The organism is Gordonia polyisoprenivorans NBRC 16320 = JCM 10675, assembly GCF_000241325.1.
Classification (GTDB): Bacteria; Actinomycetota; Actinomycetes; order Mycobacteriales; family Mycobacteriaceae; genus Gordonia; species Gordonia polyisoprenivorans.
The window spans coordinates 91,305-114,514 of record NZ_BAEI01000092.1 but is presented as its reverse complement, the minus strand read 5'-3'; the positions used below and the strand labels follow the sequence as shown (position 1 = coordinate 114,514).

Below are 23,210 nucleotides of genomic sequence, written 5' to 3'. Positions count from 1 at the left end.
GACCCATCCGAGCGCGCCGTGCCGGCGATGAGATCGCGCGGATTCCGGCGCCGGTTTCGCGGCGAGGATCTCTCCGAGGGCCCCGACTACGCCCTGGTCGGGGTCGTTCGCATTCCCGAACTGCAGCAGAGCCCGGGCCGCGCCATCGGCAAACGCGTGGTGTTCGCGGTGATCGCGCTGTTCTTCACCGCGGTGCTGGTCTACCTCGATCGCGACGGATATCGCGACGTGCAGGAAAACCCGCTGTCGTTTCTCGACGCCCTGTACTACTCGGCGGTGACGCTGTCGACGACCGGCTACGGCGACATCACCCCGCTGACCCCGTCGGCGCGATTGCTCAACCTGCTCATCATCACCCCGTTGCGGGTGTTGTTCCTGATCGTGCTCATCGGCACCACACTCGAGGTGCTCACCGAACGCTCACGTCAAGCCCTCAAGATCCAGCGCTGGAGGAACAACTTGCGCAATCACTCTGTGGTCATCGGCTACGGCACCAAGGGTCGTACCGCGGTCGACGCGATGATCGGCGACGGCATCAAACCCGCCGACATCGTCGTCGTCGACGCCGACCCGACGGTGCTCGAGGCCGCCGAATCCGATGGTCTGGTCACGGTGCGCGGTGACGCCACCAAGTCCGACATCCTGCGGCTCGCCGGTGTGGCACACGCTGCGAGCATCGTCGTCGCGACCAACCGCGACGACACGGCGGTACTCGCCACGCTGACCGCCCGCGAACTCAATCCGCGGGCGAAGATCGTCGCGAGCATCCGCGAATCGGAGAACACCCACCTGATGCGCCAGTCGGGCGCCAACTCCGTGGTGGTGTCGTCGGAGACCGCGGGCCGGCTGCTCGGCATCGCCACCATGACGCCGTCGGTGGTGGAGGTGATCGAGGATCTGCTGACCCCCGACGCCGGGTACGCGATCGCCGAGCGTGAGGTCGACCCGACCGAGACCGGAGGCTCCCCGGCGCACACCCGCGACATCGTGCTCGGTGTGGTCCGTGGCGGGGTGTTGCACCGGGTCGACGACAGCGAGGTGGAGCAGATCGAAGCCGGCGACCGATTGCTCTACGTGCGCAAGGGACCGGCGGACTGACATGGGCGCCTTCGTTTTCGACCAGCCGCCGCTGCTGTCCCGCGGCACCTTCGACCGTGCCGACGAGATCCGCGACGATCCGGCGCGGATGGTGTCGGGATGGTCCACCGCCAGGGTTCTCCCGATCGACCCGGCCGGACGCTACCCGGTGACCGAGGAACGCGCCCTGCGATGGCGTCCGGCCGTCGAGATCGCCGACGCCCCGCCGCAGGACGCGGTTTTCCTCGCCCACACCGACACCGATCTGTGGGCGCTGCGCGTGGAGACCCTCGACGGACGCACCGCCGACGCCCGGCGCGGGGCCGCCCGGCTCTCCGCCGACGAGGCAGGCCTGCTCGCGACGGCGTTGGGAATCCTGAATTGGCATGCGCGGGCACAATTCTCGCCGGTGGACGGCGGTGCGACCCGCCCGGCCCGCGGTGGCTGGGTCCGACGCCACGTCGAGACCGGAGAGGATGAGTTCCCGCGGACCGACCCGGCGATCATCACCGTGGTGCACGATGGCGCCGACCAGATCCTGCTGGGCCGTCAGGCCGTGTGGCCCGCACGCTGGTATTCCACGTTGGCGGGCTTCGTCGAACCCGGGGAATCGTTGGAGCAGTGCGTGATTCGCGAAGTGCACGAGGAAGTCGGGATCACCGTCACCGATCCGCGGTACCTCGGCAGCCAGCCGTGGCCGTTCCCGCGATCATTGATGCTCGGCTTCGCCGCGGTCGGTGATCCGAGCGAGCCGCTGCGCTTCCTCGACGGCGAGATCGGTGACGCGGTGTGGTTCCACCGGGACGAGGTGCTCGAGGCACTTGCCCGCGGTGACGAATGGCAGCGCGACGATCCCGAACCCGACGCCGACGGCCCGCGGTTGCTGTTGCCCGGTTCGATCTCCATCGCCCACGCACTGATCACGACCTGGGCGCACGCGACGCCCTGAACGCACCGGCTGCGCACGCGATGGCCATGTCAGCTGCGCCGGAATCCGTCGGCGATGGCCTGGACGCGCGCACGGTGCGCCGCGTGATCGACGGGCGCGATGTTGGTGTTGTCCGCGTAGAGACCCACGGCGCCGTCGACGGATTCGCGCAGGATGTCCATCTGCCCGGCGTGACGTGCGGTCTCCACCGCCATGTGCAGCAGAATCCGGCCCAGCGTCACCGACTGATGGGTCCACCACGTCACCACCCCGAGTGCGTCGAGGTCTCGGGTGGCAAGTGTCTGTGCCGCGTGCTCCCACGAGCTCCGATACCAGCCGACGACGTCGGCGACGGACTCGTCGGCGCGGGCGAACATGTCCGCCTGGTCCCCGGAGTCGCGGCCCTCGATCCAGGGCAGGTCGGTCACCGGCCGGCCGAAGGCTTCACCGAAGTAGGAGAACTCGTCGTCGGCGAGGTGCTTGACCATGCCGAGCAGTGAGGTGCCGGTGGGGGTCAGCGGGCGTCGGAGGTCGTACTCGTCGAGGCCGTCGAGCTTCCACAGGACGGTATCGCGGAGCTCCTGCAGGTATTTGACGAGCTGCTCCTTGGTGGGGGATTCGGCCATCATCACTCCTGTCGCGTTGCACGGTGGCAGGCGTCGGCGCGCGGTGGCGAGCATCACCGCGCGCCGTGCGGAACAGCCTGCCGTCCGATGATGTTATGGGTGCCATGAGTGAGGCAACCGCAACCCCGACCGATCAGCTGACCATGTACACCACCAGCTGGTGCGGCTTCTGCGCACGACTCAAGACCGGATTGCGCAGCGCCGGGATCGAGTGGAACGAGATCGACATCGAGGCCCACCCCGAGGCCGCCGAGTTCGTCGGCAGTGTCAACGGCGGTAATCACGTCGTCCCCACCGTGCTCTACGCCGACGGGTCGACCGCCACCAACCCCAGCATTGCCGAGGTGCGGGCCAAACTGGGCGTCTGAGCACCTGCCCCGTGTCCCTGTGGAGCGTCCCACGACGGTGTCGGGGGCGGCTGACATAGTGGAGGGCGTGCCGCAACGTTCCACGCAGAAGGGGGTCGAGATGTCCGCCCGACCGGAGGAGGGGACATCCCCGTCGCGCGATCGCGGCATCCTCGACGGACTCGACCCCGAACAGCGTGAGGCGGTGCTCGCGCCGCGCGGTCCGGTATGTGTGCTCGCCGGCGCGGGCACCGGCAAGACCCGCACGATCACCCGTCGGATCGCGCATCTCATCGACACCGGGCAGGTCAATCCGTCACAGGTACTCGCCGTCACCTTCACCGCCCGCGCGGCGGGGGAGATGCGTACCCGATTGCGCTCCTTGGGAATCGGCGCGTCCGGTCCGTCGGTGTCGGCGCAGACCTTTCACGCCGCGTCGTTGCGGCAGCTGCGGTTCTTCTGGCCGCGGGTGTTCGGGAACGCGTCATGGGAATTGCTGGACAACAAGTTCCCGTTGATGGCGCGTGCGGCGCGGCGGTCGGGGCTCGGTACGTCCACCGACACGGTGCGTGATCTGCTCTCGGAGATCGAGTGGGCCAAGGCGTCGGTGATCGGGCCGGAAGGCTATGTCGCCGCGGCGACGCGGCTGATGCGCGAGTCTCCCGCGGCGCCGGAGAAGGTGGCCGAGGTCTACGCCGCCTACGAGGACGCCAAGGTGTCGCCGGAGGGGAATCGTCTGCTCGACTTCGACGATCTGCTCATCTACATGACCCAGATGATCGACGTCGATCCCGCCGTGGCCGAGGAGTTCCGCTCGCGATACCGGTGTTTCGTCGTCGACGAGTACCAGGACGTCACGCCCGTGCAGCAGGGCCTGCTCGACGCGTGGCTCGGTGAACGCGACGATCTGACGGTCGTCGGTGACGCCAACCAGACCATCTACACCTTCACCGGCGCCAAGGCCGACTACCTGCTCGACTTCCCCCGGCGTTTCCCGGAGGCGACCATGGTGCGCCTGGTCCGCGACTACCGGTCCACCCCCGAGGTGGTGAGTCTTGCCAATCGCGTGATCGGTGCCGCGCACGGACGGATCGCCGGGACCCGGCTCGAACTCGTCGGCCAGCGTGCGCGCGGCCCGGCGCCCCGCTTCGTCGACTACCCCGACGAGCCGGCCGAGGCCGCCGCGGTCGCCAAGCGGATCAAGCGGCTCATCAACGACGGCGTGCCGGCGTCGGAGATCGCGATCCTCTACCGCGTCAACGCCCAGTCGGAGAATCACGAACAGGCGCTGACCGAGCAGGGCATCCCGTACCAGGTGCGCGGCGGCGAGGCGTTCTTCACGCGCACCGAGGTGCGGCAGGCGATGCGTCGTCTCGACGCCGTCGCCGAACGTGGACTGCGCGAGGACGTCGACGTGACCACCGCGGTGACCGCGGTGCTGCGTGAACTCGGCCTCGACGACACCGAACCCACGGGCGCGCAGGCCAAGGCGCGGTGGCAATCGCTGCGGGCGCTGGCCGAGCTCACCGAGAACATGGTCCACGAGACCCCCGACCTGACGCTGCCCCAGCTCGCCGCAGAACTGCGGACGCGCGCGCAGTCGCGGCACCCACCGACCGTGCAGGGGGTGACGCTGTCATCGCTGCACGCAGCCAAGGGACTCGAGTGGGATGCGGTGTTCCTGGTCGGATTGACCGAGGGATCGTTGCCGATCAGCCAGGCCATCAAGGGCTCTCCCGACGAGGTCGAGGAGGAGCGGCGCCTGTTCTACGTGGGGATCACCCGTGCCCGGGAGCATCTGCAGGTGTCGTGGGCGGCCGCGCGCAACGAGGGTGGCCGCTCCCGCCGGCGGTCACGGTTCCTGTCCGGCCTGATCCCCGACGATTCGCCGGCGTCGCGGATCGCGCCCGAACGCAAACCCAAACGCGGCCCCACCTGTCGGGTCTGCGGGTCCAAACTGATCGATGCGACGGCGACGCTGCTCGGCAGATGCGAGAGCTGCCCGTCCGATCTCGACGAGGATCTGCTGGTCGCGCTCAAGGACTGGCGCAGGCAACGCGCCAAGGACGACGCGGTTCCGCCCTACGTGGTGTTCTCCGACAAGACCCTGCTCGCCATCGCCGAGCAGCATCCCACCGACGAGCAGGCGCTGGTGTCGATCTCGGGCATCGGCGCGAGCAAGCTCGACAAGTACGGTCCCGACGTCATCGACATCGTGAAAACCGCAGGTCAAAAATAGGTTGTGCGATCTACGCATCGGCCCTTAGGCTGGTGAACACATCAGCACGGGGACGGCTGTGTGCCGTCATGGCACCGCCTGTCACGCGTGGCCACACGAGACCAGAAAGGAGCGGATCAGTGAACCCAATCATTCTCGGCGCCGCCGAGTCGACGCAAGCAGCGTCGGCATCGGAGATCGGCAACGGCATCGCTGTCGTCGACGACGGCATCGCCATGTCCCGTCGGACCGTCGCCCGTCGCGACCGCTCCTGGCTCGACGAATGTGGCCATGCCACCGATCACCGTTGCGGCGCCGTCGCTCTGGCGCAGCCCGTCGGATTTCCGGCTCCCGCGGTAGCGGCAGCACGAGCCGACAAGCGGTTCCCCGTGCAGAACCTCGTATTCAGACGCTGACAGCGTCGGAACGGCGGCCACGGGCGAATCGCGAAAGCGAACCCGTGGCCCTTTTTGGTTGACCTCCCGCCCATCTCGTCGATGTGCGGCAGGGCTCCACCAACGGCTCGGGTCGAGAACATCCGAAGAATCCGAGTAGAGGTGGAGACAACAATGACGACCGACTGCGTCCTCGAGTCCTGTATGCCCTCCGATCGCTTCGACGCGGTCGGCGTCACGTCCGCCCCGGCCCTCGGGCAGACCGACCTTCCCTGCCAGATGACCGACGCCGACCTGTGGTTCGCCGAGGATCCCCGAGACCTCGAGCGGGCCAAGGCGATGTGCGCCGAGTGCCCGTTGCGGGAGGCCTGCCTGGCCGCGGCCCTCGAGCGGGCCGAACCGTGGGGTGTGTGGGGCGGCGAGATCTTCGATCGCGGTGTCGTGGTGGCGCGCAAGCGTCCCCGTGGCCGCCCGCGCAAGAATGCGGCCTGAACGTAACCGGCCGTTCCCGACGAAAGTCTGTCGGGGACGGCCGGTTTCGTCGGTGTGCATCAAGGCTGCGCGCGGAAGCGTACTGACCACTCGTTGGTGTCGACCTCGACCCACCGGAAACCCGCACGTCGCAGGCGGGTGTCGAGTTCCTCCGGCGCCACGGGTACGCACACATCGTTCTCGTGCAATGCACGGAACTCAGGGCCGTCGAGGCTGTCGGAACCGAGAAAGGCGCCGGTTGGTGATAACAGTCGCCGTGCCTCGGTGAACACCGCGTCCTGAGCCCTTGGTGAGGCGACGTGGTGCAACATCGTCATGCAGATCACCGAATCATAGTGGCCTGCAGTCAATCCGGTATTCGCGCCGTCAGCGCAGAGGATGTCGATGTCGGTCCGATCGGCGAAACGTCGGCGCAGGTCGGCGGCAAGCGACTCATCGATCTCGACCGCGGTGAGATGTGAGGCGCGCTCGATGAGCAACTCGGTGGTCACGCCGGGGCCGGGTCCGATCTCTACCACCTGCTCACCGAGCTCAAAGCCCTCGAGGGTCCACGGCAGTATCCATTCACGTACCGCATGTGCCCACTCGCTACTGGTGCACAGCGTGAGGTGCTCCTCGTTCATCTGCCCGCACGAGGGTCGTATTGCATCGCGCCAACCACATTTCCGGCGGGATCGGCAAGAAAGATCAGGTGTCCGACGCCGTCGATGGTGTGGCGAGGCAGGACCACCCGCCCACCCGATTCCTCGATGGTGCAGGCTGTCGCGTCGACATCGGAGACGGAGAATGTGATCTCGGCTCCGACGATTTCGCGACCGTCGAGGCTGCGGCGCTGTTGGAGTGCTCCTGCAATTTCGCCGCCGGTGTCGATGGAGTAGAAGCCCGGCGGCCCCCATGCGGCAAACCTCCATCCGAAGACCGACTCGTAGAACCGTCGAGTCGAGGCTACGTCGTCGGCGTTGAGTGCGAAGTGAGTGATCGGAGCGGCCATGGCTCCAGCATTCTCCCTGCTGTCTCGCCGTGCTTTCGATACTCTGACAAATTGTGTCGGAATTACGACAACACGATTCGAGGGAACCGATCGTTCGTGGGTACGCCGTGACTCATCCGGCCGAACGCGCGCAGATCGCCATCGAACCCGGATGGAATCAGATGATCCATGCGGCAGCCGGGGTGCTGACCGTGCTGACCGCGGCCGCACGGTGGACAGTGCCCGTCGGGCGTGCGGTCTGGATACCCGCGGGGATGCCGGTGGAGATCGACAATGCACGGCCGGTCCGAGTCAGGATCGTCTACCTACAGCGCAACCCGGCCGCTGTTGCCGAACCGTTTCCCGCCGATCGACCCACGGTGGTGTCGCTGTCGCCGTTCGCGTGTGAACTGCTCGCACACATCGTTCGACAGGCGCCACTGAAACCGGGCGATCCCTTGCACTCGGCCCTCGTGACCGTCCTCGTCGACCAACTGCGTTCCGCACCGGTCGAATCTCTCGAGTTGCCATTGCCCACCGGGGAACTCGGGCGTTTGCTCGTCGTGCTCGCGTTTCGATCGCCGGGTACGCCGGCGGCCACCCTCGCACGCGACATGTCGGTTGCCGTGCGCACTCTCGAACGTCATGTGTGGCGTGATACCGGGTTGACGCTGGGACTATGGCTGCGCCGTGCGCGCATCCTGACGTCCCTGGAAACCCTGACGAACACCGGTTCGGTGACACGAGCGGCCGCGGCCTGTGGTTATGCCACACCGTCGGCCTACATCGTCGCATTCTCCCGGGAGCTGGGGACGACGCCGGCCCGCTTCGGTCTCAGGCCAGGCCCGGCACCCACTTCTCCATGATCGCCCGGTATGGCGCCTCGGCGTCGAGCTGTGCGGCGATGCCGACGCATCCGGCGAGCACGCGGAACACCATCACATAGTGCTTGGGGACGTTGAGGTGCCGTGAGGTCTTGTACACCTCGCCGCGTACGTCGGTCGCGTGACCGGCGGCGCGCTGCAACCACTTTCGGGTGAAATGGAACGACTCGGAGTACAGCGGATCCACGTACGGACGCAGATACGCCTGCAGGTCGGTCGGTGAGACCTTGTCGACCTGGGAGCGCAGGATGAATCCCGCCGCCACCATGTGTTCCTTGAGTTCGTCGTATTCCTTCTCGCGCGCGAGACGCAGGATCGGGCCGGTCTCCGGCGGCAACCCGTTCGGGTAGTGGCCGACCGCGCCGAAATCCAGTGCGCCGAACCGACCGTCGTCGGTGAGGAAGAAGTTGCCGGGGTGCGGGTCGCCGTGCAGCAGGCCCACGCGGAACGGTGAGGACACCTCGAAGGTCGACATCAGCGCCGCGGCGCGGTCGCGAGTTGCCTTGTCGCCGTTGGTGATGATCTTCGACAGTGGTGTGCCGTTGAGCCATTCGGAGACGATGACCTTGGGTGAGCTCGCCACGACCTTGGGCACCACGAAGTCCGGGTCGCCGTCGAAGGCCTTGGCGAACGCGCGCTGGTTGTCGGCCTCGCCGAGGTAGTCGAGTTCGGCCTCGGTGCGGTCGATGAGCTCGTCCATCATCGATTTCACGTCGGTGCCGGGGGAGAGCTTCTGCATCAGCCCCGACATCCGGGACAACGTCTTCAGGTCGGCCTTGAGTGCATGGTCGGCGCCCGGGTATTGGATCTTGACGGCCACGTCACGCCCGTCGGACCACACCGCGCGATGCACCTGGCCGATGCTGGCGGCGGCCGCGGGCTCGTCGGAGAACTCGCGGAATCGCGATCGCCACTTGGTGCCGAGCTGTTGATCGAGCACCCGATGAACCTTCGACGCCGACAGCGGCGGCGCCTCGGCCTGCAACTTGGTGAGGGCCTCGCGGAACGGTTCACCGAACTCGTCCGGGATCGCCGCCTCCATGATGGACATGGCCTGGCCGACCTTCATGGCCCCACCCTTGAGCTCCCCGAGAACCGCGAACAGTTGCTCGGCGGACTTCTCCAGCAGCTCCTGGTTGACCTCGTCCTTGTCCCGGCCGGCCATCCGTTTGCCGAACCCGGCAGCGGCGCGCCCGGCCATACCGATGGGCAGCGAGACGAGTTTGGCGTTACGGCGACCTTGCCCCCGCGTGATGTCGGTCATAGCTTCCTTTCCCCTCCTCAGGATAGAGGACCGGCGAGGTGTTGCCCGGGCCGCGCCTCACGTCAGCGTGGCGATCTCGTGGCAACCGCACAGTGGATGCGGTAGCCAGGTGGTGCTCTCGATGCGCAGCGGCGCCGGGTGCAGTTGCAGGATCCGGTTCACCAGGTGCGGGGGATCGGGCGGCGCGGCAGTGCCCTCGGCGTCGGGGCTCGACGCGAGGGCTGCAGCGAGATGATCGACCTGCTCGTGGGCGAGTGCGGCAGTGGCACGGGCGATCGACGCCGAGGCGTGCCCGCTCGTCCCGGCGAGTTGCGCCGCGAGCAACGGCCACGCCGGATCGCGGTCGGCGCGGTGACGGTCGGCGCAGTTCAGGCAGCTCGACAGGCCGGGCAGCACCAGCGGACCGAGCAGGCCGGTCCCGTCGCGCAACCGGACCTGCAGGTGCGGGGTGCCCACGCGCATCAGACGTTCGGCCATCCACGGCTCGTGTACGACGTGGTCGGTGAGGACGACCAGATTGGGCAGCGCTATCGGTGACATCTGCACGGTCCCGGGCGCGGTCGGGGTGGGCCGGCGGACGCTGCGTGTGACGCTGTAGCCGGCGTCGGTCAGCGACGCCGACAACAGCGTGCTCAGCGGCCCGGACCCGTGCACACGAATGCGCAGCGCGCCGACGCGTCGCTGCGACGGTGGGCGGAGTGCTTTGCCCGCGGCGACGAGGCGGTCGAGGATCGCGTCGAACTCGGATCGGGTGAGCCCGGTGTCGACGAGATCGGAAAACACCTCGCCGCGGCTGCGCGGACCGGACAGCGACGCCAACAGGTCGGCCACCGCCCGGCCGGAGACCCGTGCGGGCAGTTCGAGCACCAACGCGGTGTGTGGGTCCGCGCCGATGTGTACCCGGTTGCCGGGCCGGATCAGGACCGCAGTTCCGTCGGCGAGGACCGGCATGCCCGTCGGTACTCGCGAACCGGTCGCCGGCCGGGACGTCCTGGCATCGGGGGTGGCGGGAGCAGGTGTCGCGGCGGCCGCTGTCATGTCGATCACCATGCCACCGACGACACCGCAGGCTCACGGTGTTATCCACAGGCGGTGTTATCCACAGGCGGTGGGGCCCGGCCCGGCTGTCGGTATCGGTACGAAGTCAGGACTTGTCGTCGCCGTCCTCGGACTTGTCGTCGGGCTTGACGTCCTTGGCTTTTCCGTCCCCGGCCTCTGTGTTGCCGCCTTCTGCATCCCCGGCCTCTGAACTTCCGGCCTCTGTACTTCCGGCCTCTGCGGCGAGGGACTTCTCGAGTTCGGCGATCGCCGAATCGATGTCGGAGGTGTCGCCGCCGATCACCCGGTCGATGAAGGCCGCCGGAGCATCGAGATCGGTGCCGTCGGGCAGCAGGTCGGGGTGCTCCCACACCTTGTCGCGGGTGGCCACGTCGGACGCCTCGAGCAGCGATCGCCACAATGCGGCTGCCTCGCGCAACTTACGGGGGCGCAGTTCGAGGCCGACGAGGGTGGCGAAGGTCTGCTCGGCCGGACCACCGCTGGCCCGCCTGCGGCGCATCGTCTCGGTCAACGCGGCGGTACTGGGGATGCGATCGGAGAGTGCTTGGGTGACAACGTTTTCCACCCAACCCTCGATGAGGGCGAGTAGTGTTTCGAGGCGTTCGAGTGCGGCCTTCTGTTCGGGGGTGGTGGTCGGTTCGAACGACGTCGAGGAGCTGATCAGTTCCTCGAGTTTGGACGGATCGGAGAACAACTCGGTGGGATCGATCCCCGCGGTCGCGTCGGTGATGCCGGAGAAGTCGATGCTGATTCCCCGCGCGTACTCCTCCACGGTGGCCAACAGGCGCTGGCGTAGCCACGGCACGTGGGTGAACAGCCGCATGTGCGCGGCCTCGCGCGCGGCGAGGAACACGATGATCTCCTGGGCCGGGAGATCGAGGCCGTCGGCGAAGGTCGCGATCGCCTCGGGCAACAGCACACCGACACCTTCGGGTGCCAGGGGCAATCCGATGTCGGTGGAGGTCAACACCTCCTTGGCCAACTGCCCCAGACCCTGACCGAGCTGTGTGCCGAAGGCCATGCCGCTCATCTGGGTCATCATGCCCATCATCGGTCCGGCGAACTGCGCGGCCTCGGCGGGCAGATTCTGCTCCCACGTCTTGGCCAGCTGCGCGGCAACGGGATTGCACAGGCCTTTCCAGGTCGGCATGGTCTCGTCGAGCCACTGCACCGGCGTCCATGCGACCGGCTTGCTGATGCCGGCCGGCAGCGTGGTGACGTCGTCGAGCCACACCTCGGCCAGGCGGACCGCATCGGCGACCGCCGAGGTCTCCTTGTCGAGGACGGGCGTGAAGTTGCCGATCTGCTGACGCGCGAGGTTGGCGGCGAGCTGGTAGTTGACCGGACCGCCGGCCGACGGACCGGTCATCGACGACCCCATCCCGCTCAGCATGCTGCCGAGCTGGCTGAACATCTGGCCCAGCGCCGACGGGTCGAGACCGGCGGACGGGTCGAATCCCTCGCCGCCGAGGGCGAACCCGAACGGGTTCTGGGCACCGAACGGGTTCTGGGCGCCACCGGGGCCGTCGTTGCCGGTCGGACCGTCGTCCTTGCGGCGGTCGTCCTTGCCGCTGTCGTCACCGGAGGACGAGAAACCGAAGGGCAAATCACTCATGCCTCCACGGTACCGCCAGCGCGTGGTCGCGACCCCCTCGATGATTTCGCCTTGAGCGTAGTTCGCGCAGGTCGGCTGCGCGTGGTCGACGTCGACGGCGGCACCCGGCCCTCGACCGGCCCTCGACCGTCCGCCGCATCGGTCTGTGCGGCGGCTGGATCGGACCCATGTCCTAGGGTGGTCGGAATGAAGGGGCCTACCTCGCGTCGCATCGTCACCGTGGCCGTGACCGTGCTGATCCTGCTGGCACTCGTCGTCGTGGGAACGACCGTTCAGGTGCCGTTCGTCGCGCTCGGGCCCGGGCCCACGGTCAACACCCTGGGCACCATCCAACTCGACAACCGCGAGGTGCCCGTCGTCGACATCAGCGGAGTGCCGACGCAGCACACCGACGGCAACCTGAACCTGACGACGGTGTCGGTGACCGACGGGCTGTCGCTGTTCCAGACGATCGGGATGTGGCTGTCGGGAACGTATTCGGTACAGCCGCGCGAGACCGTGTTCCCACCGAACCAGACCACCGAGCAGACCAATCAGCAGAACGTCGAGGACATGAGCAACTCGGAGACCACCGCCCAGGCGGCCGCGTTGCGATACCTCGATCGGCCCACCGAGCTCGTGGCGGCACTCGTCGCCCCGGACGGGCCGGCCTCGTCGGTGCTCCGGTCCGGCGACGCGATCGTGAAGGTCGGCGGCACCGAGGTCGCGACCACCGAAGACCTGCAGAAGGCGGTGCGCGCGCACAAGCCGGGCGATGAGATCGCCTTCGAGATCCGACGCGGCGGGGCCACCCAGACGGTCACCGTCAAGGCCGCTGCGCGTCCCGGCGAGCAGAACGTGGCCTACATCGGCGTCACCCCGGAGGTACGCAACGCCGACCCGAACCTCAAGATCACCTTCAACGTCGGGGACATCGGCGGCCCATCGGCCGGGTTGATGCTGACCCTCGCGGTGATCGATCGTCTCGGCAGCGGACAACTCACCCACGGCAAGTTCATCGCCGGGACCGGCACCATCGCCGACGACGGCGACGTCGGTCCGATCGGCGGCATCACCCACAAGACCCGTGCCGCACGCGATGCCGGGGCAACGGTCTTCCTCGTCCCCGACCAGAACTGCGCCGAGGCCGCCGGTGACGCCCCCGACGGACTGCAACTGGTCAAGGTCGAGTCGCTGGATTCCGCGGTCGACTCGCTTGACGCCCTCGCCGCGGGTAAGCCGGTGCCGCACTGCTGACGCCGGGAGCGACCCCCCCCGGGGGCGTCAGCCGTCGAGAGCCGCGGCCAACGCCTGCTGCAGATCGGCCGCCATATCAGGATGGGTCCGCAGCTCGCGCGCCTCGTCGGGATCGTCGGGTACCAGCTCGAGCAGGGCCAGACGGGTACCACCGCGCAACGCGCCGACAGCCAGCCGGGCCGCCCGCGCGTCGGGATGATCACGGGCCGCCGAGCGCAAGGTGGGCGCATCCGGTTCGGCGCCGCCGGCGGCCTCGGGTAGATCGAGACCGGCCTGGGGCGGCAGTACGACGATGTCGAGGACGACCGCCGCCCCCACCACCGGTTCCGGCCACGACGTGGTCGCGAGGAATTCCTCGAGCGCGGCGTACGGTTCGACGTCGTCGGTGTCGCCATCGTCGTCTGCGCGCGGGGCAATCGGCTCCTCGGCGAGCAGACTCAACGCCGAGTCGTCGTCGGGGTCGACGAGTTCGGGGTGCATCCGGGCCAGCACCGGCGTCGGAACCAGCGCGAAGACCGCGGGCAGGTGATCGGGTCCGTTCGGCACGAGGAAGTCGAGCGCTTCGCGTAGCGAACGGCCGAGGTCGTCGGGGGAGTAGCGGGTCGTGTCGGACATCGCGTCCATCATGCCCGGACGGTCGTCGACCGCGGCGCCCGCACCGCCCGAGTACCCACACTGCGGCGCCGGGATCGCCCCGCTGCCCGAACCCTGCGCCGCCCAGTACAGTGGGTGGCCACGCCGGAGGGACGGCACAGACGGTCGCCGGGCGCATGTCCGGATTGAGAACTTTGGAGAGTGGGTCAGGTGGGCGTTCGCGGGCCGGCAGGTTTGCCGACACTGTCGCGCAGGAGCAAGATCATCATCGGCATCGCGGTTGCGTTGCTGATCATCCTGCTGATCGGGCCGCGCATCGTCGGCCTCGTCACCGACTGGTTGTGGTTCTCCGATCTGGGCTACTCCGAGGTCTTCTCGACGATTCTGTGGACTCGAATCCTGCTGTTCGTGATCACCGCGGTGATCGTCGGCGGCATCGTCTTCGCCGCGATCGCGTTCGCCTATCGGTCGCGTCCGGTGTTCGTGCCCGCGTCGGGACCCGGTGATCCGCTCGCGCGCTATCGCGCCGCGGTGATGGGCCGGATTCGCTGGTTCGCCATCATCCCGCCGGTCCTCATCGGTGTGCTCTCCGGGCTCGTCGCACAGGGTTCGTGGGCGACGGTCCAGACCTTCTTGCACAGCACCGATTTCGGGGTGACCGATCCCCAGTTCGGCATCGACATCAGCTTCTACGCCTTCAAGCTGCCGTTCATCACCTTCGTCCTGAACTTCCTGTTCGTCATCGTCGTCATCGCGTTCGTGGCGAGTCTGATCACCCACTATGTCTTCGGCGGTATCCGTCTCGGCGGCGGCAGCGGATCGTTGACCGGGTCGGCCAGAATCCAGCTCGCGGCCCTGGCCGGGATCTTCTTGTTGCTCAAGGCAACTGCCTACTGGTTCGATCGGTACAGTCTGCTCTCCAGTGATCGAAAGCAGGAGATCTTCTCCGGTGCGAGTTATACCGACATCAACGCGGTGCTCCCGTCGAAGCTGATCCTCATGGCGATCGCGATCATCTGTGCTCTGGCGTTCTTCGCCGGTGTCGTTCTCAAGGATCTGCGTATTCCCGCGATCGCCACGGTGCTGATGTTGCTCGCGGCGTTGGTCATGGGTGTCGGATGGCCGCTGACGATGGAGCAGTTCTCGGTCAAGCCGAATGCGGCGCAGAAGGAAGCCGAGTACATCAGTCGCAACATCGCGGCGACGACACAGGCGTACGGCATCGTCGCCGGCAAGAACGTGGACTACCAGAACGATTGGGGCGCGACCGCGCCGAGTGCCGAGGCGGTCAACGCCGACGAGGCAACCCTGTCGAACATCCGCATCCTCGACCCCAATGTCATCGCCCCCACGTTCAACCAGCGTCAGTTCCTCAAGAACTTCTACGGCTTCCCCTCCCAGCTGGCCATCGACCGGTACAAGGTTGACGGTCAAGAACGTGACTTCATCGTCGCCGTCCGCGAACTCGACCCGACGAAATACGGTGACCAGCAGCAGAACTGGCTGAACAAGCACACCGTCTACACCCACGGCAACGGCTTCGTCGCCGCACCGGCCAATCAGGTCGACGAGGCCTCCGGTGACGCGACGTCGGGCAGTGACCGCGGGGGACTTCCCGTGTTCTATGTCAGCGACCTGCAGACCATCCGCGATCCCAACTATGCGGCGACCGCACCGATCAAGGTGAGCCAGCCGCGGATCTACTTCGGCGAGCTGATCTCCAACGTCTCGCCCGATTACGCGATCGTCGGCACCTCCGGTGGCGCGCGGGAGTACGACGAGGACAACAAGACCTACACCTACACTGCCGATTCCGGTGTCTCGCTGAGTAATTGGTTCGTGCGGGCGATGTACGCGGTCAAGTACACCGAACGCAACTTCCTGCTCTCCGACGCCATCAACAGCAACTCGCGGATTCTCTACAACCGTGACCCGCGCGACCGCGTCAAGCAGGTCGCGCCGTGGCTGACCGTCGATTCCAAGGCCTATCCCGCGGTGATGGCCGACGGTTCGATCAAGTGGATCGTCGACGGGTACACCACCCTCGACAACTATCCGTATTCGCAGCAGACGTCGTTGCAGGACGCGACGACCGATGCGCAAGAACTGATCAACAACCAGGCTCAGCGCAGCCAGGCGAACACGCAGGTGTCCTACGTGCGCAACTCGGTGAAGGCCACCGTCGACGCCTACACCGGCAAGGTCACCCTGTACCAGTTCGACAAGAACGACCCGGTGCTCAAGACGTGGATGAAGGTGTTCCCGGGAACCGTGCAACCGCGCTCGGAATTCGACAAGAACACCAGCCTGGCCTCACATGTCCGCTATCCCGAGGACCTGTTCAAGATCCAGCGCGAACTGCTCGCGAAGTATCACGTGACCGATCCGACGGCGTTCTTCCAGAACAACAACTTCTGGTCGGTGCCCCCGGATCCGAGTAACGAGGACAACGCCAACCGGCAGCTGAACCAACCGCCCTACTACTTCACCGCGCGCAATCCGCGCGGCGGCACCGGTTCGGACTCCCAATTCCAGCTGACGACGGTGTTCACCGGTTTCCGCGAGCGCAACCTCGCCTCTTACATGACGGTCTCGTCGGATCCCGGCTCCTATGGCCAGATCACCATGAAGGTGCTGCCCACCGATCGTCAGTCCGGTGTCGGCCCACAGCAGGCGCAGGACAACATGAACAACTACGGCGCCGTCCTCGGCGACCGAAAACAGTTGGAGGGCACCACCAAGGTGACCTACGGCAACCTGCTGACGCTTCCCGTCGGCGGGGGCGGAATCCTCTACGTCCAGCCGCTGTACACCCAGACCAACAACGGCGGCGGCATCCCCAAGTTGCACCGCGTGCTGATGTATTACAACGCCGCGGCGGGTAATCCGAAGGTCGGTTACGCAGCCACCGTTGCCGAGGCGCTGGCTCAGGTGGGTATCAGTCCGGAGGATGCGACCGCACCGCTCAACGGCGAGCCCAGCGGCAATCAGGCCGGCGCCGACCAACCGACCGTGCCGACGCCACAACCGAACCAGCCCTCCACGGGCAATGGTCAAACGGGCCAGTCGGGGAACAACCAGCAGCGGGATGCGGCCGTCGCGGCGATCGGTGATGCGCTCAACAAGCTGCGTCAAGCGCAGTCCAGCGGCGACTTCACCGCGTACGGTCAAGCGCTCGATCAGCTCAACAAGGCAGTTGCGCAATACGAGTCCCTCGGTGGCGGTAACTGACGTGGAGTCCATGAATGTGGTTGTGGTCACACGTTTTTCCGACCTGCAGGTATCGGGGCGGAGGCGATTTGCATCCGCGCCGAACCACCCTGTAACGTGGTGTTCACCAACGCGGGGTGGAGCAGCTCGGTAGCTCGCTGGGCTCATAACCCAGAGGTCGCAGGTTCAAATCCTGTCCCCGCTACCACGGAGATTCGGCCCCCGATCGCATCAGCGATCGGGGGCCGATTCGCATCTGCGCCCCCACCCCATCGAGAGCAGTCGAGTGCGGGCGGGCTTGATACGTTCGGGTTCACACAGACGAGCAAGAGGATGCGATGACTGGCGTGAGCAACGGTGTCCTCACCGACGGTGAACTGATCGCCCGCGCCGCGCACTGGTGCGCACACGACCCCGACGCGGCCACCCGGGCCGAACTCGGCGTCCTCATCACCGGTGCGAGGTCGCACGATCCGGAGGCTCTCGCCGAGTTGCGGTCGCGGTGTGCCGGTCCCCTCGAGTTCGGTACCGCGGGTCTGCGGGCGGCGGTGGGTGCCGGCGAATCCCGCATGAACACCGCCGTCGTCATCCGGGCCACCGCGGGGCTGGCCCGCTACCTGCTCGACGTCGTCGGACCCGACGCCGCAGTCGTCGTGGGTTGTGATGCGCGGCATGGTTCTTCACGATTCCGGACAGCCGCGCTGCAGGTGCTCTCCGGCGCCGGCCTGCGGGCCATCGCCCTGCCCGAGCAGTTGCCGACACCGATCACGGCGTACGCGGTGCGCGCGCTCGACGCCGACGCCGGGATCATGATCACCGCGTCACACAACCCGCCCACCGACAACGGCTACAAGGTGTACCTGGGTGGACGGGCGACCGACGCCGACGGAGCGGGGGTGCAGATCGTGCCGCCGGCCGACGCCGAGATCGCGTCGCGGATCGCCGACAGTCCGGTGGCCGACGAGGTACCGCGCTCCGACGACCGGATCACCGGCGCCGATCCTGAGCTGCTGCATGGCTACATCGCCCGCACGGCCGGTCTTCGCCGGCGTGCCGAGCCGTCACCGGTGCGCGTGGTCCTGACCGCGATGCACGGCGTCGGCGGCTCCACGGCGATGCAGGTCCTGCGGGCCGCCGGCATCGGCGACGTCCACCCCGTGCCGGCGCAGTTCCTCCCGGACCCGGACTTCCCGACCGTGGCGTTCCCGAACCCAGAGGAACCCGGCGCCATCGATCTCGCGATCGCCCACGCCCGGGAGGTCGACGCCGACGTCGTCATCGCGCTCGATCCCGACGCCGACCGCTGTTCGGTCGCGACGAGCCGCGACGGACTCTGGCGGCAGCTGTCCGGCGACGAGATCGGTGCGCTGCTCGGCGAGCAGGCCGCCGCCGACGATTCCCGGCCCGGCGACACCCTGGCGTGTTCGATCGTGTCCAGCAGGCTGCTGGGCCGCATCGCCGCCGCGCATGGTCTGCGATTCGCGCAGACCCTCACCGGCTTCAAGTGGATCGCGCGCACCCCCGGCCTGCGATTCGGCTACGAGGAAGCGATCGGATACTGCACCGACCCCGACGCGGTGCACGACAAGGACGGAATCGCTGCCGCCGTCCGCATGATCACCCTGGTCGAGGATCTCGCCGCGACCGGTGCGGTTCTGGAGGACCAGCTCGACCACCTGGCTCATGTGCACGGGCTCCACAGCACCTCGGCCATCAGCGTGCGCGTCGAGAATCCCGCGGTGATCGAGGCCACGATGACAAGGCTGCGGTCGGCCCGGGCGGATCGACTGGTCGGGGAGGCGATCGTCGAGTTCCGCGATCTCGCACGTGGTGGGGATGACCTCCCGCCGACCGACGCCCTCCTGTTCCGGACCGCCGCCGACGATCGCGTCATCGTCCGGCCGTCGGGTACCGAACCCAAGCTCAAGTGCTATCTCGAGGTGGTCATTCCGGCCGACGATGTGCGTACCGCAGGGGTGCGGGCGGCACGGGCCACGGCGCAGGCACGCCTGGGCGACCTCGCCACCGAACTCACCTCGCTTCTGGGGCTCTGACCCGCACGGCGAGGCCGGCGGCCGGACCCGCGGTGCCGCCGCGCCCGCTGCGGGTCGGGTACCGAGATGGGCGTTCTCCGTGTCGCATAATCAGACGACATAAACCTCCGAATAAGCACGGAATATCGACGTCGCGGTGTTCCAAGACGGAAAAATCTCGATTTTCTTTACATGTGACAATTATTTATTGATGCTCGCCGGAAAACGCTCGATTCGGCGCCCGGATACGGAGCACTAATGCCGTACGGTGCTATTGTTCGTTTTGTATTCAGCAACGCAGTACTACGAGGGGGCTCTATCCGATGGCACGTCGAACCGTTGTTACATTCGTCGATGATCTCGATGGAAAAGAACTGAAGGAAGCTGTCACAATCACCTTCAGTGTCGACAACAAAGCCTATGAATTCGATACGTCGCCGGCGCACGCCAAGCAATTCCGGCAGGATCTCGAACAATATGTGACGGCCTCACGCTCGGCCGGTAGCCGCCGGTCGAAGGCGGCCCGAAGTGCACGTTCGTCTCGCGATCTGAAGGCCGTGCGCGACTGGGCGCGCGTCAACGGGTACGACATCAGTGATCGCGGACGTATCGCAACGGAGATCATCGAGGCGTACCAGGCCGCGAACTGAGGGTCGAAACTCGTTCCGACGCCTGATGTGCCCGACGCGTAGTGTCGGGGCATGGCCGACGACTTTCCGAATACCGACAGGTCCATCCGAGACCACATCACCGAGCTGATCGGGGAGGAGCACGAGTTGCGTGAGCGACTCGAGCGCGGAGATATCAGCAAGGGTGAAGAAAATGCGCGACTGCGCGCACTCGAGGTGGACCTCGATCAATGCTGGGATCTGCTGCGGCAGCGTCAGGCACGCCGGCGTGCCGGGCAGAATCCCGACGACGCGTCGGCCCGTCCAGCCGACGTCGTCGAGAACTATCTGGAGTGATCTCGGGTCCTGGATCCACCTTGCATCGCCGAGACCCGATGCCCACCGAACCCACCCGATCGGACATGCTGACCTGCCCGAACGGGTGGGTTCGCCACACCGTTCGGCGCGATCTGCCGACCGGTCGGCGCAGGTGTGGCCAACCCCTCGCGCCCACGTGTGAGGCTGATTACCCTCGAATCGGCAGCGTGGCGGGTCACCCGACCTCTCTGCCGCGACATCGATCGACGTGAGGACGGCAGTGGCCAGCAACAGCGACGCGCGCAGCTTCGGATCAGACAGCTACGACAAGGCATTTCGCGACAGCATCGAGGACCGGGAGTCGTTCTGGCTCACCGCCGCCGCCGAGATCGAGTGGTCGGTGCCGCCGACGGTGGCGCTCGATGACTCACACGCCCCGATCTATCGCTGGTTCCCCGACGGCACCCTGAACACCTGTTTCAACTCCCTCGATCGCCACGTCGCCGCCGGTCACGGCGATCGGATGGCGCTCATCTGGGATTCGGCCATGGTCGGTGAGGTGCGGCGCTACACCTATGCCGAGCTCCTCGACGAGGTGTCGCGTTTCGCCGGGGTACTCGGCGCGGCAGGCGTCGCGGCGGGCGACCGTGTCGTCATCTACCTTCCGATGATTCCCGAGGCCGCGATCGCGATGTTGGCGTGCGCCCGTATCGGCGCCGTCCACTCGGTGGTCTTCGGCGGATTCGCCGCACCCGAACTCGCCACCCGGATCGACGACGCCGAGCCGGTGGCGATCGTCACCGCGTCCGGCGGTCTCGAACCCGGCCGCGTCGTGGAATATCTGCCGATGGTGCACAAGGCGCTCGAACTCGCCGCCAAGCCCCCGACCACCGTGATCGTCAAGAACCGCGACGAGGTCCCCGGCTCGGCCGCCGACCACGACGGCTGGCTCGACTGGGACGACGAGATCGCCGACGCCATGCCGGCGGCACCGGTGACGGTCGCGGCCACCGACCCGCTCTACATCCTCTACACCTCGGGAACCACCGGGAAACCCAAGGGCGTCGTCCGCGACAACGGTGGGCATGCCGTCGCGCTGGCCTGGTCGATGCCCAACATCTACGACATCCACCCCGGTGACGTCTGGTGGACCGCGTCCGACGTCGGATGGGTCGTCGGCCACTCCTACATCGTCTACGGTCCGCTGCTGATCGGCGCGACGACGATCATGTACGAGGGCAAGCCGGTCGGCACGCCCGACGCCGGTGCGTTCTGGCGCGTCATCTCCGAACACCGTGCCAAGGCGCTGTTCACCGCACCGACCGCGATCCGCGCCATCCGCAAGGCCGACCCCGATGCCGCGCTACTCGCCCAATACGACGTCTCCTCGCTGCAGACCCTGTTCGCCGCCGGCGAGCGCCTCGACCCCGACACCTTCGAGTGGGCGGGACAGATCCTCGGGATCCCGGTCGTCGACCACTGGTGGCAGACCGAGACCGGCTGGGCGATAGCAGCCAATCTCCGTGGGCTCCAACCCATGCCGATCAAGGCCGGCTCGCCGACCGTGCCGGTACCGGGGTACCGCGTCGGCGTCGTCGACGCCGAGGGCGCCGCGGTCGCGCCCGGCACCGAGGGCAACATCGTCATCGAACTCCCGCTGCCGCCGGGAACCCTCGCCGGATTGTGGCGCGACGAAGAGCGTTACCGCAGTTCCTATCTCAAGGCCTTCCCCGGGTACTACCTGACCGGCGACTCCGGATACGTCGACGCCGACGGCTACGTGTTCGTCCTCGGCCGCTCCGACGACGTCATCAACGTCGCCGGACACCGGTTGTCCACCGGCAGTATCGAGGCGGTCGTCGCCGCGCATCCGGCGGTCGCCGAATGCGCGGTCATCGGCATCCACGACGACCTCAAGGGGCAGCGGCCGAGCGGGTACGTGGTCCTCAAGTCGGGAGTCGAGATCGAGCCCGACACCCTGCGCGCCGAGCTGGTCGCCATGGTGCGCAACGAGATCGGGGCCGTCGCGACCTTCCGCGACGTCACCGTGGTGCCGGCGCTGCCGAAGACCCGCTCGGGCAAGATCCTGCGAAAGACCATGCGCCAGATCGCCGATCACGAGGACTACACGGTGCCCTCGACCATCGAGGACCCGGACGTGTTGGCGGCGTTGGCGCGTCAGCTCGGTGGCTGAGCCCCTGGATCGTTCGGCGTCCGGGTGCGGTGAGGTTGGGCTAGGGTGAGCGGGTGGCTCCCGACAGCGCCCGCCCGCCACTGTTCGTCTGGAACTGGCTGCCGGCCGTGGCCGCACTCGTGGCGGGTATCCCGGCGATCGTCGTGACGGCACTGGTCGACGTGGGCGCCGGCGCTGCCCTGGCGGTCGGCATGATCCCGGCGCTGGTGGTGGGCGTACCGCATGCCCGACGCTCCCGGCTCGTGATCGTGGCAGCCGGACTGGTTCTCGGGGTCCCGATCATCCTCGGTTCCGCTGTCGCTCCCTTCCCGGTCCTCGCCGTGGCGGTGATGGCGGTGTTGCCGGTGCTGGCCGTGTGGTCGGCGCCCGCACTGCGACGTCCGCGACTGTCGATGCTGCTGACGATCATGGCGCCACCGCTGATCGGGGTGGGCCTGAGCTCCGACGGTGTGGCCGTCGGCCTGCGGATCACCGGACTGTTCCTCCTCGGTGGCCTCGCCGCGTTCGTCGTCGCCGTCGTCATCCCGGAGCGTCTCGTCCCGGACGGGCCCGGCGGTGGGCCGGGGCCGCGGGTGCCGGGGATGCAGTATGGCCTGCTCGTCGGTGTGGTGGGGGCGATCACCGCGGGCATCGGATTCGCCTCCGGCTTCGATCACGTCGGATGGGCCTGCGCGGCAGCGCTTCTGGTCATGAGGCCGGATGCTGATCTGCAACTGTGGCGGACCGCCGGGCGTTTCGTGTCAGTGGTGACCGGCGGTGCGGCCGCCGTCGTACTCGTCGACCATGCCCCTGCCTGGTCGCTGGCGATCGTGGTCGGGGTGGTGCTCGCCGCGGCGGCGGGCACCCGCGGCAGCCGATGGTACATTCTGCCGACCTTCACCACCTTTCTGGTCATCCTCATGCTCGGTGCGGCGACCACCGGAACCGCACCCGGACGCTTCGGTGAGCGCGTCGGCGAGACGCTTCTCGGTCTCGCGGTCGCGGCGGTGGTCGGTGTGGGTGTTCCGCTCCTGCGCCGACGCCTGCACCCGGATTCGACGGACGTCGAGTAGCATCGGCCGCGGGTGATGGATCTCGCCCGGGCCGCGCCGGCCCGAACCGCCGACAAGGCTGATGGCTCCTGTTCCGATTGCCGGAAAGGA

At 67.3% G+C, this 23,210-nt stretch carries 21 protein-coding genes, 1 tRNA gene and 1 riboswitch; of the genes, 15 read left to right on the top strand and 7 right to left on the bottom strand.

Annotated elements, in window-relative coordinates; all coding sequences use genetic code 11:
* Window positions 1–27: 27 nt before the first annotated feature.
* Together GOPIP_RS26355 and nudC are read left to right on the top strand one after the other, a co-directional pair.
* Entirely contained in the window at window positions 28–1,098 is a 1,071-nt protein-coding gene (locus GOPIP_RS26355; RefSeq protein ID WP_026919963.1) for a potassium channel family protein, read from the top strand.
* A gap of 1 nt (window position 1,099) precedes the next feature.
* Window positions 1,100–2,026, top strand: a complete 927-nt coding sequence (nudC, locus tag GOPIP_RS26350) for an NAD(+) diphosphatase (protein WP_006372927.1) — start codon at window positions 1,100–1,102, stop codon at window positions 2,024–2,026.
* Between the two features lie 29 nt (window positions 2,027–2,055).
* Here the strand turns inward: nudC and GOPIP_RS26345 are convergent, their stop codons facing one another.
* Window positions 2,056–2,631 (bottom strand): DinB family protein, encoded by a 576-nt coding sequence (locus GOPIP_RS26345; RefSeq protein ID WP_006372926.1) that lies wholly within the window; start codon window positions 2,629–2,631, stop codon window positions 2,056–2,058.
* A 95-nt stretch (window positions 2,632–2,726) separates the two neighbouring features.
* Here GOPIP_RS26345 and GOPIP_RS26340 point away from each other — a divergent pair, with 95 nt between their 5' ends.
* The 4 genes from GOPIP_RS26340 (at window position 2,727) to GOPIP_RS26325 (ending at window position 6,083) form a co-directional block, all read left to right on the top strand.
* The gene (locus GOPIP_RS26340; RefSeq protein ID WP_006372925.1) at window positions 2,727–2,999 is read left to right on the top strand and encodes a mycoredoxin; all 273 of its coding nucleotides are present in this window, start codon (window positions 2,727–2,729) and stop codon (window positions 2,997–2,999) included.
* 100 nt (window positions 3,000–3,099) lie between these two features.
* Complete coding sequence (locus GOPIP_RS26335) at window positions 3,100–5,217, top strand: ATP-dependent DNA helicase UvrD2 (RefSeq protein ID WP_006372924.1); 2,118 nt, start codon at window positions 3,100–3,102, stop codon at window positions 5,215–5,217.
* A 119-nt stretch (window positions 5,218–5,336) separates the two neighbouring features.
* Window positions 5,337–5,612 (top strand): hypothetical protein, encoded by a 276-nt coding sequence (locus GOPIP_RS26330; protein ID WP_006372923.1) that lies wholly within the window; start codon window positions 5,337–5,339, stop codon window positions 5,610–5,612.
* Window positions 5,613–5,765: 153 nt separating this feature from the next.
* The gene (locus GOPIP_RS26325) at window positions 5,766–6,083 is read left to right on the top strand and encodes a WhiB family transcriptional regulator (protein WP_006372922.1); all 318 of its coding nucleotides are present in this window, start codon (window positions 5,766–5,768) and stop codon (window positions 6,081–6,083) included.
* 59 nt (window positions 6,084–6,142) lie between these two features.
* Here GOPIP_RS26325 and GOPIP_RS26320 read toward each other — a convergent pair whose 3' ends face one another.
* Together GOPIP_RS26320 and GOPIP_RS26315 are read right to left on the bottom strand one after the other, a co-directional pair.
* Window positions 6,143–6,706 carry a class I SAM-dependent methyltransferase gene (locus GOPIP_RS26320; RefSeq protein WP_006372921.1) on the bottom strand — a complete coding sequence of 188 codons (564 nt, stop codon included), beginning with the start codon at window positions 6,704–6,706 and terminating at the stop codon, window positions 6,143–6,145.
* Window positions 6,703–7,074, bottom strand: a complete 372-nt coding sequence (locus tag GOPIP_RS26315; protein WP_006372920.1) for a VOC family protein — start codon at window positions 7,072–7,074, stop codon at window positions 6,703–6,705. The genes GOPIP_RS26320 and GOPIP_RS26315 overlap by 4 nt, the downstream gene beginning before the upstream one ends.
* A gap of 107 nt (window positions 7,075–7,181) precedes the next feature.
* Between GOPIP_RS26315 and GOPIP_RS26310 the strand changes: the two genes are divergently transcribed.
* On the top strand, window positions 7,182–7,919 hold the full coding sequence (locus GOPIP_RS26310; RefSeq protein WP_006372919.1) for a helix-turn-helix domain-containing protein: 738 nt from the start codon (window positions 7,182–7,184) through the stop codon (window positions 7,917–7,919).
* On the opposite strand, the gene GOPIP_RS26305 is transcribed toward GOPIP_RS26310, so the two are convergent.
* From GOPIP_RS26305 to GOPIP_RS26295, 3 genes are all read right to left on the bottom strand, one after another.
* Entirely contained in the window at window positions 7,888–9,201 is a 1,314-nt protein-coding gene (locus GOPIP_RS26305) for an ABC1 kinase family protein (protein ID WP_006372918.1), read from the bottom strand. The genes GOPIP_RS26310 and GOPIP_RS26305 overlap by 32 nt on opposite strands.
* 57 nt (window positions 9,202–9,258) lie before the next feature.
* Complete coding sequence (locus GOPIP_RS26300; protein ID WP_244421231.1) at window positions 9,259–10,239, bottom strand: hypothetical protein; 981 nt, start codon at window positions 10,237–10,239, stop codon at window positions 9,259–9,261.
* Window positions 10,240–10,345: 106 nt separating this feature from the next.
* Window positions 10,346–11,875: a zinc-dependent metalloprotease gene (locus GOPIP_RS26295; RefSeq protein WP_006372916.1), complete on the bottom strand. Its 1,530-nt coding sequence runs from the start codon at window positions 11,873–11,875 to the stop codon at window positions 10,346–10,348.
* Between the two features lie 186 nt (window positions 11,876–12,061).
* On the opposite strand from GOPIP_RS26295, the gene GOPIP_RS26290 reads away from it, so the two are divergent.
* Entirely contained in the window at window positions 12,062–13,111 is a 1,050-nt protein-coding gene (locus tag GOPIP_RS26290) for a YlbL family protein (RefSeq protein WP_006372915.1), read from the top strand.
* A gap of 27 nt (window positions 13,112–13,138) precedes the next feature.
* On the opposite strand, the gene GOPIP_RS26285 is transcribed toward GOPIP_RS26290, so the two are convergent.
* Window positions 13,139–13,726 (bottom strand): PPA1309 family protein, encoded by a 588-nt coding sequence (locus GOPIP_RS26285; protein ID WP_244421230.1) that lies wholly within the window; start codon window positions 13,724–13,726, stop codon window positions 13,139–13,141.
* 189 nt (window positions 13,727–13,915) lie between these two features.
* Here GOPIP_RS26285 and GOPIP_RS26280 point away from each other — a divergent pair, with 189 nt between their 5' ends.
* From GOPIP_RS26280 to GOPIP_RS26250, 7 genes are all read left to right on the top strand, one after another.
* A complete protein-coding gene (locus tag GOPIP_RS26280) occupies window positions 13,916–16,936 on the top strand; it encodes a UPF0182 family protein (RefSeq protein ID WP_006372913.1) in 3,021 nt (1,006 codons plus the stop codon).
* A gap of 110 nt (window positions 16,937–17,046) precedes the next feature.
* Window positions 17,047–17,123 (top strand) — tRNA-Met (locus tag GOPIP_RS26275).
* 130 nt (window positions 17,124–17,253) lie between these two features.
* Window positions 17,254–18,969: a phospho-sugar mutase gene (locus GOPIP_RS26270; RefSeq protein WP_006372911.1), complete on the top strand. Its 1,716-nt coding sequence runs from the start codon at window positions 17,254–17,256 to the stop codon at window positions 18,967–18,969.
* Between the two features lie 302 nt (window positions 18,970–19,271).
* The gene (locus tag GOPIP_RS26265) at window positions 19,272–19,598 is read left to right on the top strand and encodes a histone-like nucleoid-structuring protein Lsr2 (RefSeq protein WP_006372910.1); all 327 of its coding nucleotides are present in this window, start codon (window positions 19,272–19,274) and stop codon (window positions 19,596–19,598) included.
* 51 nt (window positions 19,599–19,649) lie between these two features.
* Complete coding sequence (locus tag GOPIP_RS26260) at window positions 19,650–19,913, top strand: DUF2630 family protein (protein WP_006372908.1); 264 nt, start codon at window positions 19,650–19,652, stop codon at window positions 19,911–19,913.
* Window positions 19,914–20,154: 241 nt separating this feature from the next.
* Entirely contained in the window at window positions 20,155–22,068 is a 1,914-nt protein-coding gene (locus GOPIP_RS26255; RefSeq protein ID WP_006372907.1) for a propionyl-CoA synthetase, read from the top strand.
* A 53-nt stretch (window positions 22,069–22,121) separates the two neighbouring features.
* A complete protein-coding gene (locus GOPIP_RS26250) occupies window positions 22,122–23,120 on the top strand; it encodes an FUSC family protein (protein ID WP_006372905.1) in 999 nt (332 codons plus the stop codon).
* Between the two features lie 2 nt (window positions 23,121–23,122).
* Window positions 23,123–23,198: riboswitch (Fluoride riboswitch) on the top strand.
* The last annotated feature ends 12 nt before the right edge of the window (window positions 23,199–23,210 follow it).

Coding starts and splice junctions, on each gene's coding strand:
- GOPIP_RS26295 (WP_006372916.1), bottom strand. CDS start 11,875: ATGAGTGATTTGCCCTTCGGTTTCTCGTCCTCCGGTGACGACAGCGGC.
- GOPIP_RS26355 (WP_026919963.1), top strand. CDS start 28: ATGAGATCGCGCGGATTCCGGCGCCGGTTTCGCGGCGAGGATCTCTCC.
- GOPIP_RS26335 (WP_006372924.1), top strand. CDS start 3,100: ATGTCCGCCCGACCGGAGGAGGGGACATCCCCGTCGCGCGATCGCGGC.
- GOPIP_RS26325 (WP_006372922.1), top strand. CDS start 5,766: ATGACGACCGACTGCGTCCTCGAGTCCTGTATGCCCTCCGATCGCTTC.
- GOPIP_RS26290 (WP_006372915.1), top strand. CDS start 12,062: ATGAAGGGGCCTACCTCGCGTCGCATCGTCACCGTGGCCGTGACCGTG.
- GOPIP_RS26320 (WP_006372921.1), bottom strand. CDS start 6,706: ATGAACGAGGAGCACCTCACGCTGTGCACCAGTAGCGAGTGGGCACAT.
- GOPIP_RS26270 (WP_006372911.1), top strand. CDS start 17,254: ATGACTGGCGTGAGCAACGGTGTCCTCACCGACGGTGAACTGATCGCC.
- GOPIP_RS26300 (WP_244421231.1), bottom strand. CDS start 10,239: ATGACAGCGGCCGCCGCGACACCTGCTCCCGCCACCCCCGATGCCAGG.
- nudC (WP_006372927.1), top strand. CDS start 1,100: ATGGGCGCCTTCGTTTTCGACCAGCCGCCGCTGCTGTCCCGCGGCACC.
- GOPIP_RS26265 (WP_006372910.1), top strand. CDS start 19,272: ATGGCACGTCGAACCGTTGTTACATTCGTCGATGATCTCGATGGAAAA.
- GOPIP_RS26340 (WP_006372925.1), top strand. CDS start 2,727: ATGGGTGCCATGAGTGAGGCAACCGCAACCCCGACCGATCAGCTGACC.
- GOPIP_RS26315 (WP_006372920.1), bottom strand. CDS start 7,074: ATGGCCGCTCCGATCACTCACTTCGCACTCAACGCCGACGACGTAGCC.
- GOPIP_RS26345 (WP_006372926.1), bottom strand. CDS start 2,631: ATGGCCGAATCCCCCACCAAGGAGCAGCTCGTCAAATACCTGCAGGAG.
- GOPIP_RS26285 (WP_244421230.1), bottom strand. CDS start 13,726: ATGTCCGACACGACCCGCTACTCCCCCGACGACCTCGGCCGTTCGCTA.
- GOPIP_RS26305 (WP_006372918.1), bottom strand. CDS start 9,201: ATGACCGACATCACGCGGGGGCAAGGTCGCCGTAACGCCAAACTCGTC.
- GOPIP_RS26260 (WP_006372908.1), top strand. CDS start 19,650: ATGGCCGACGACTTTCCGAATACCGACAGGTCCATCCGAGACCACATC.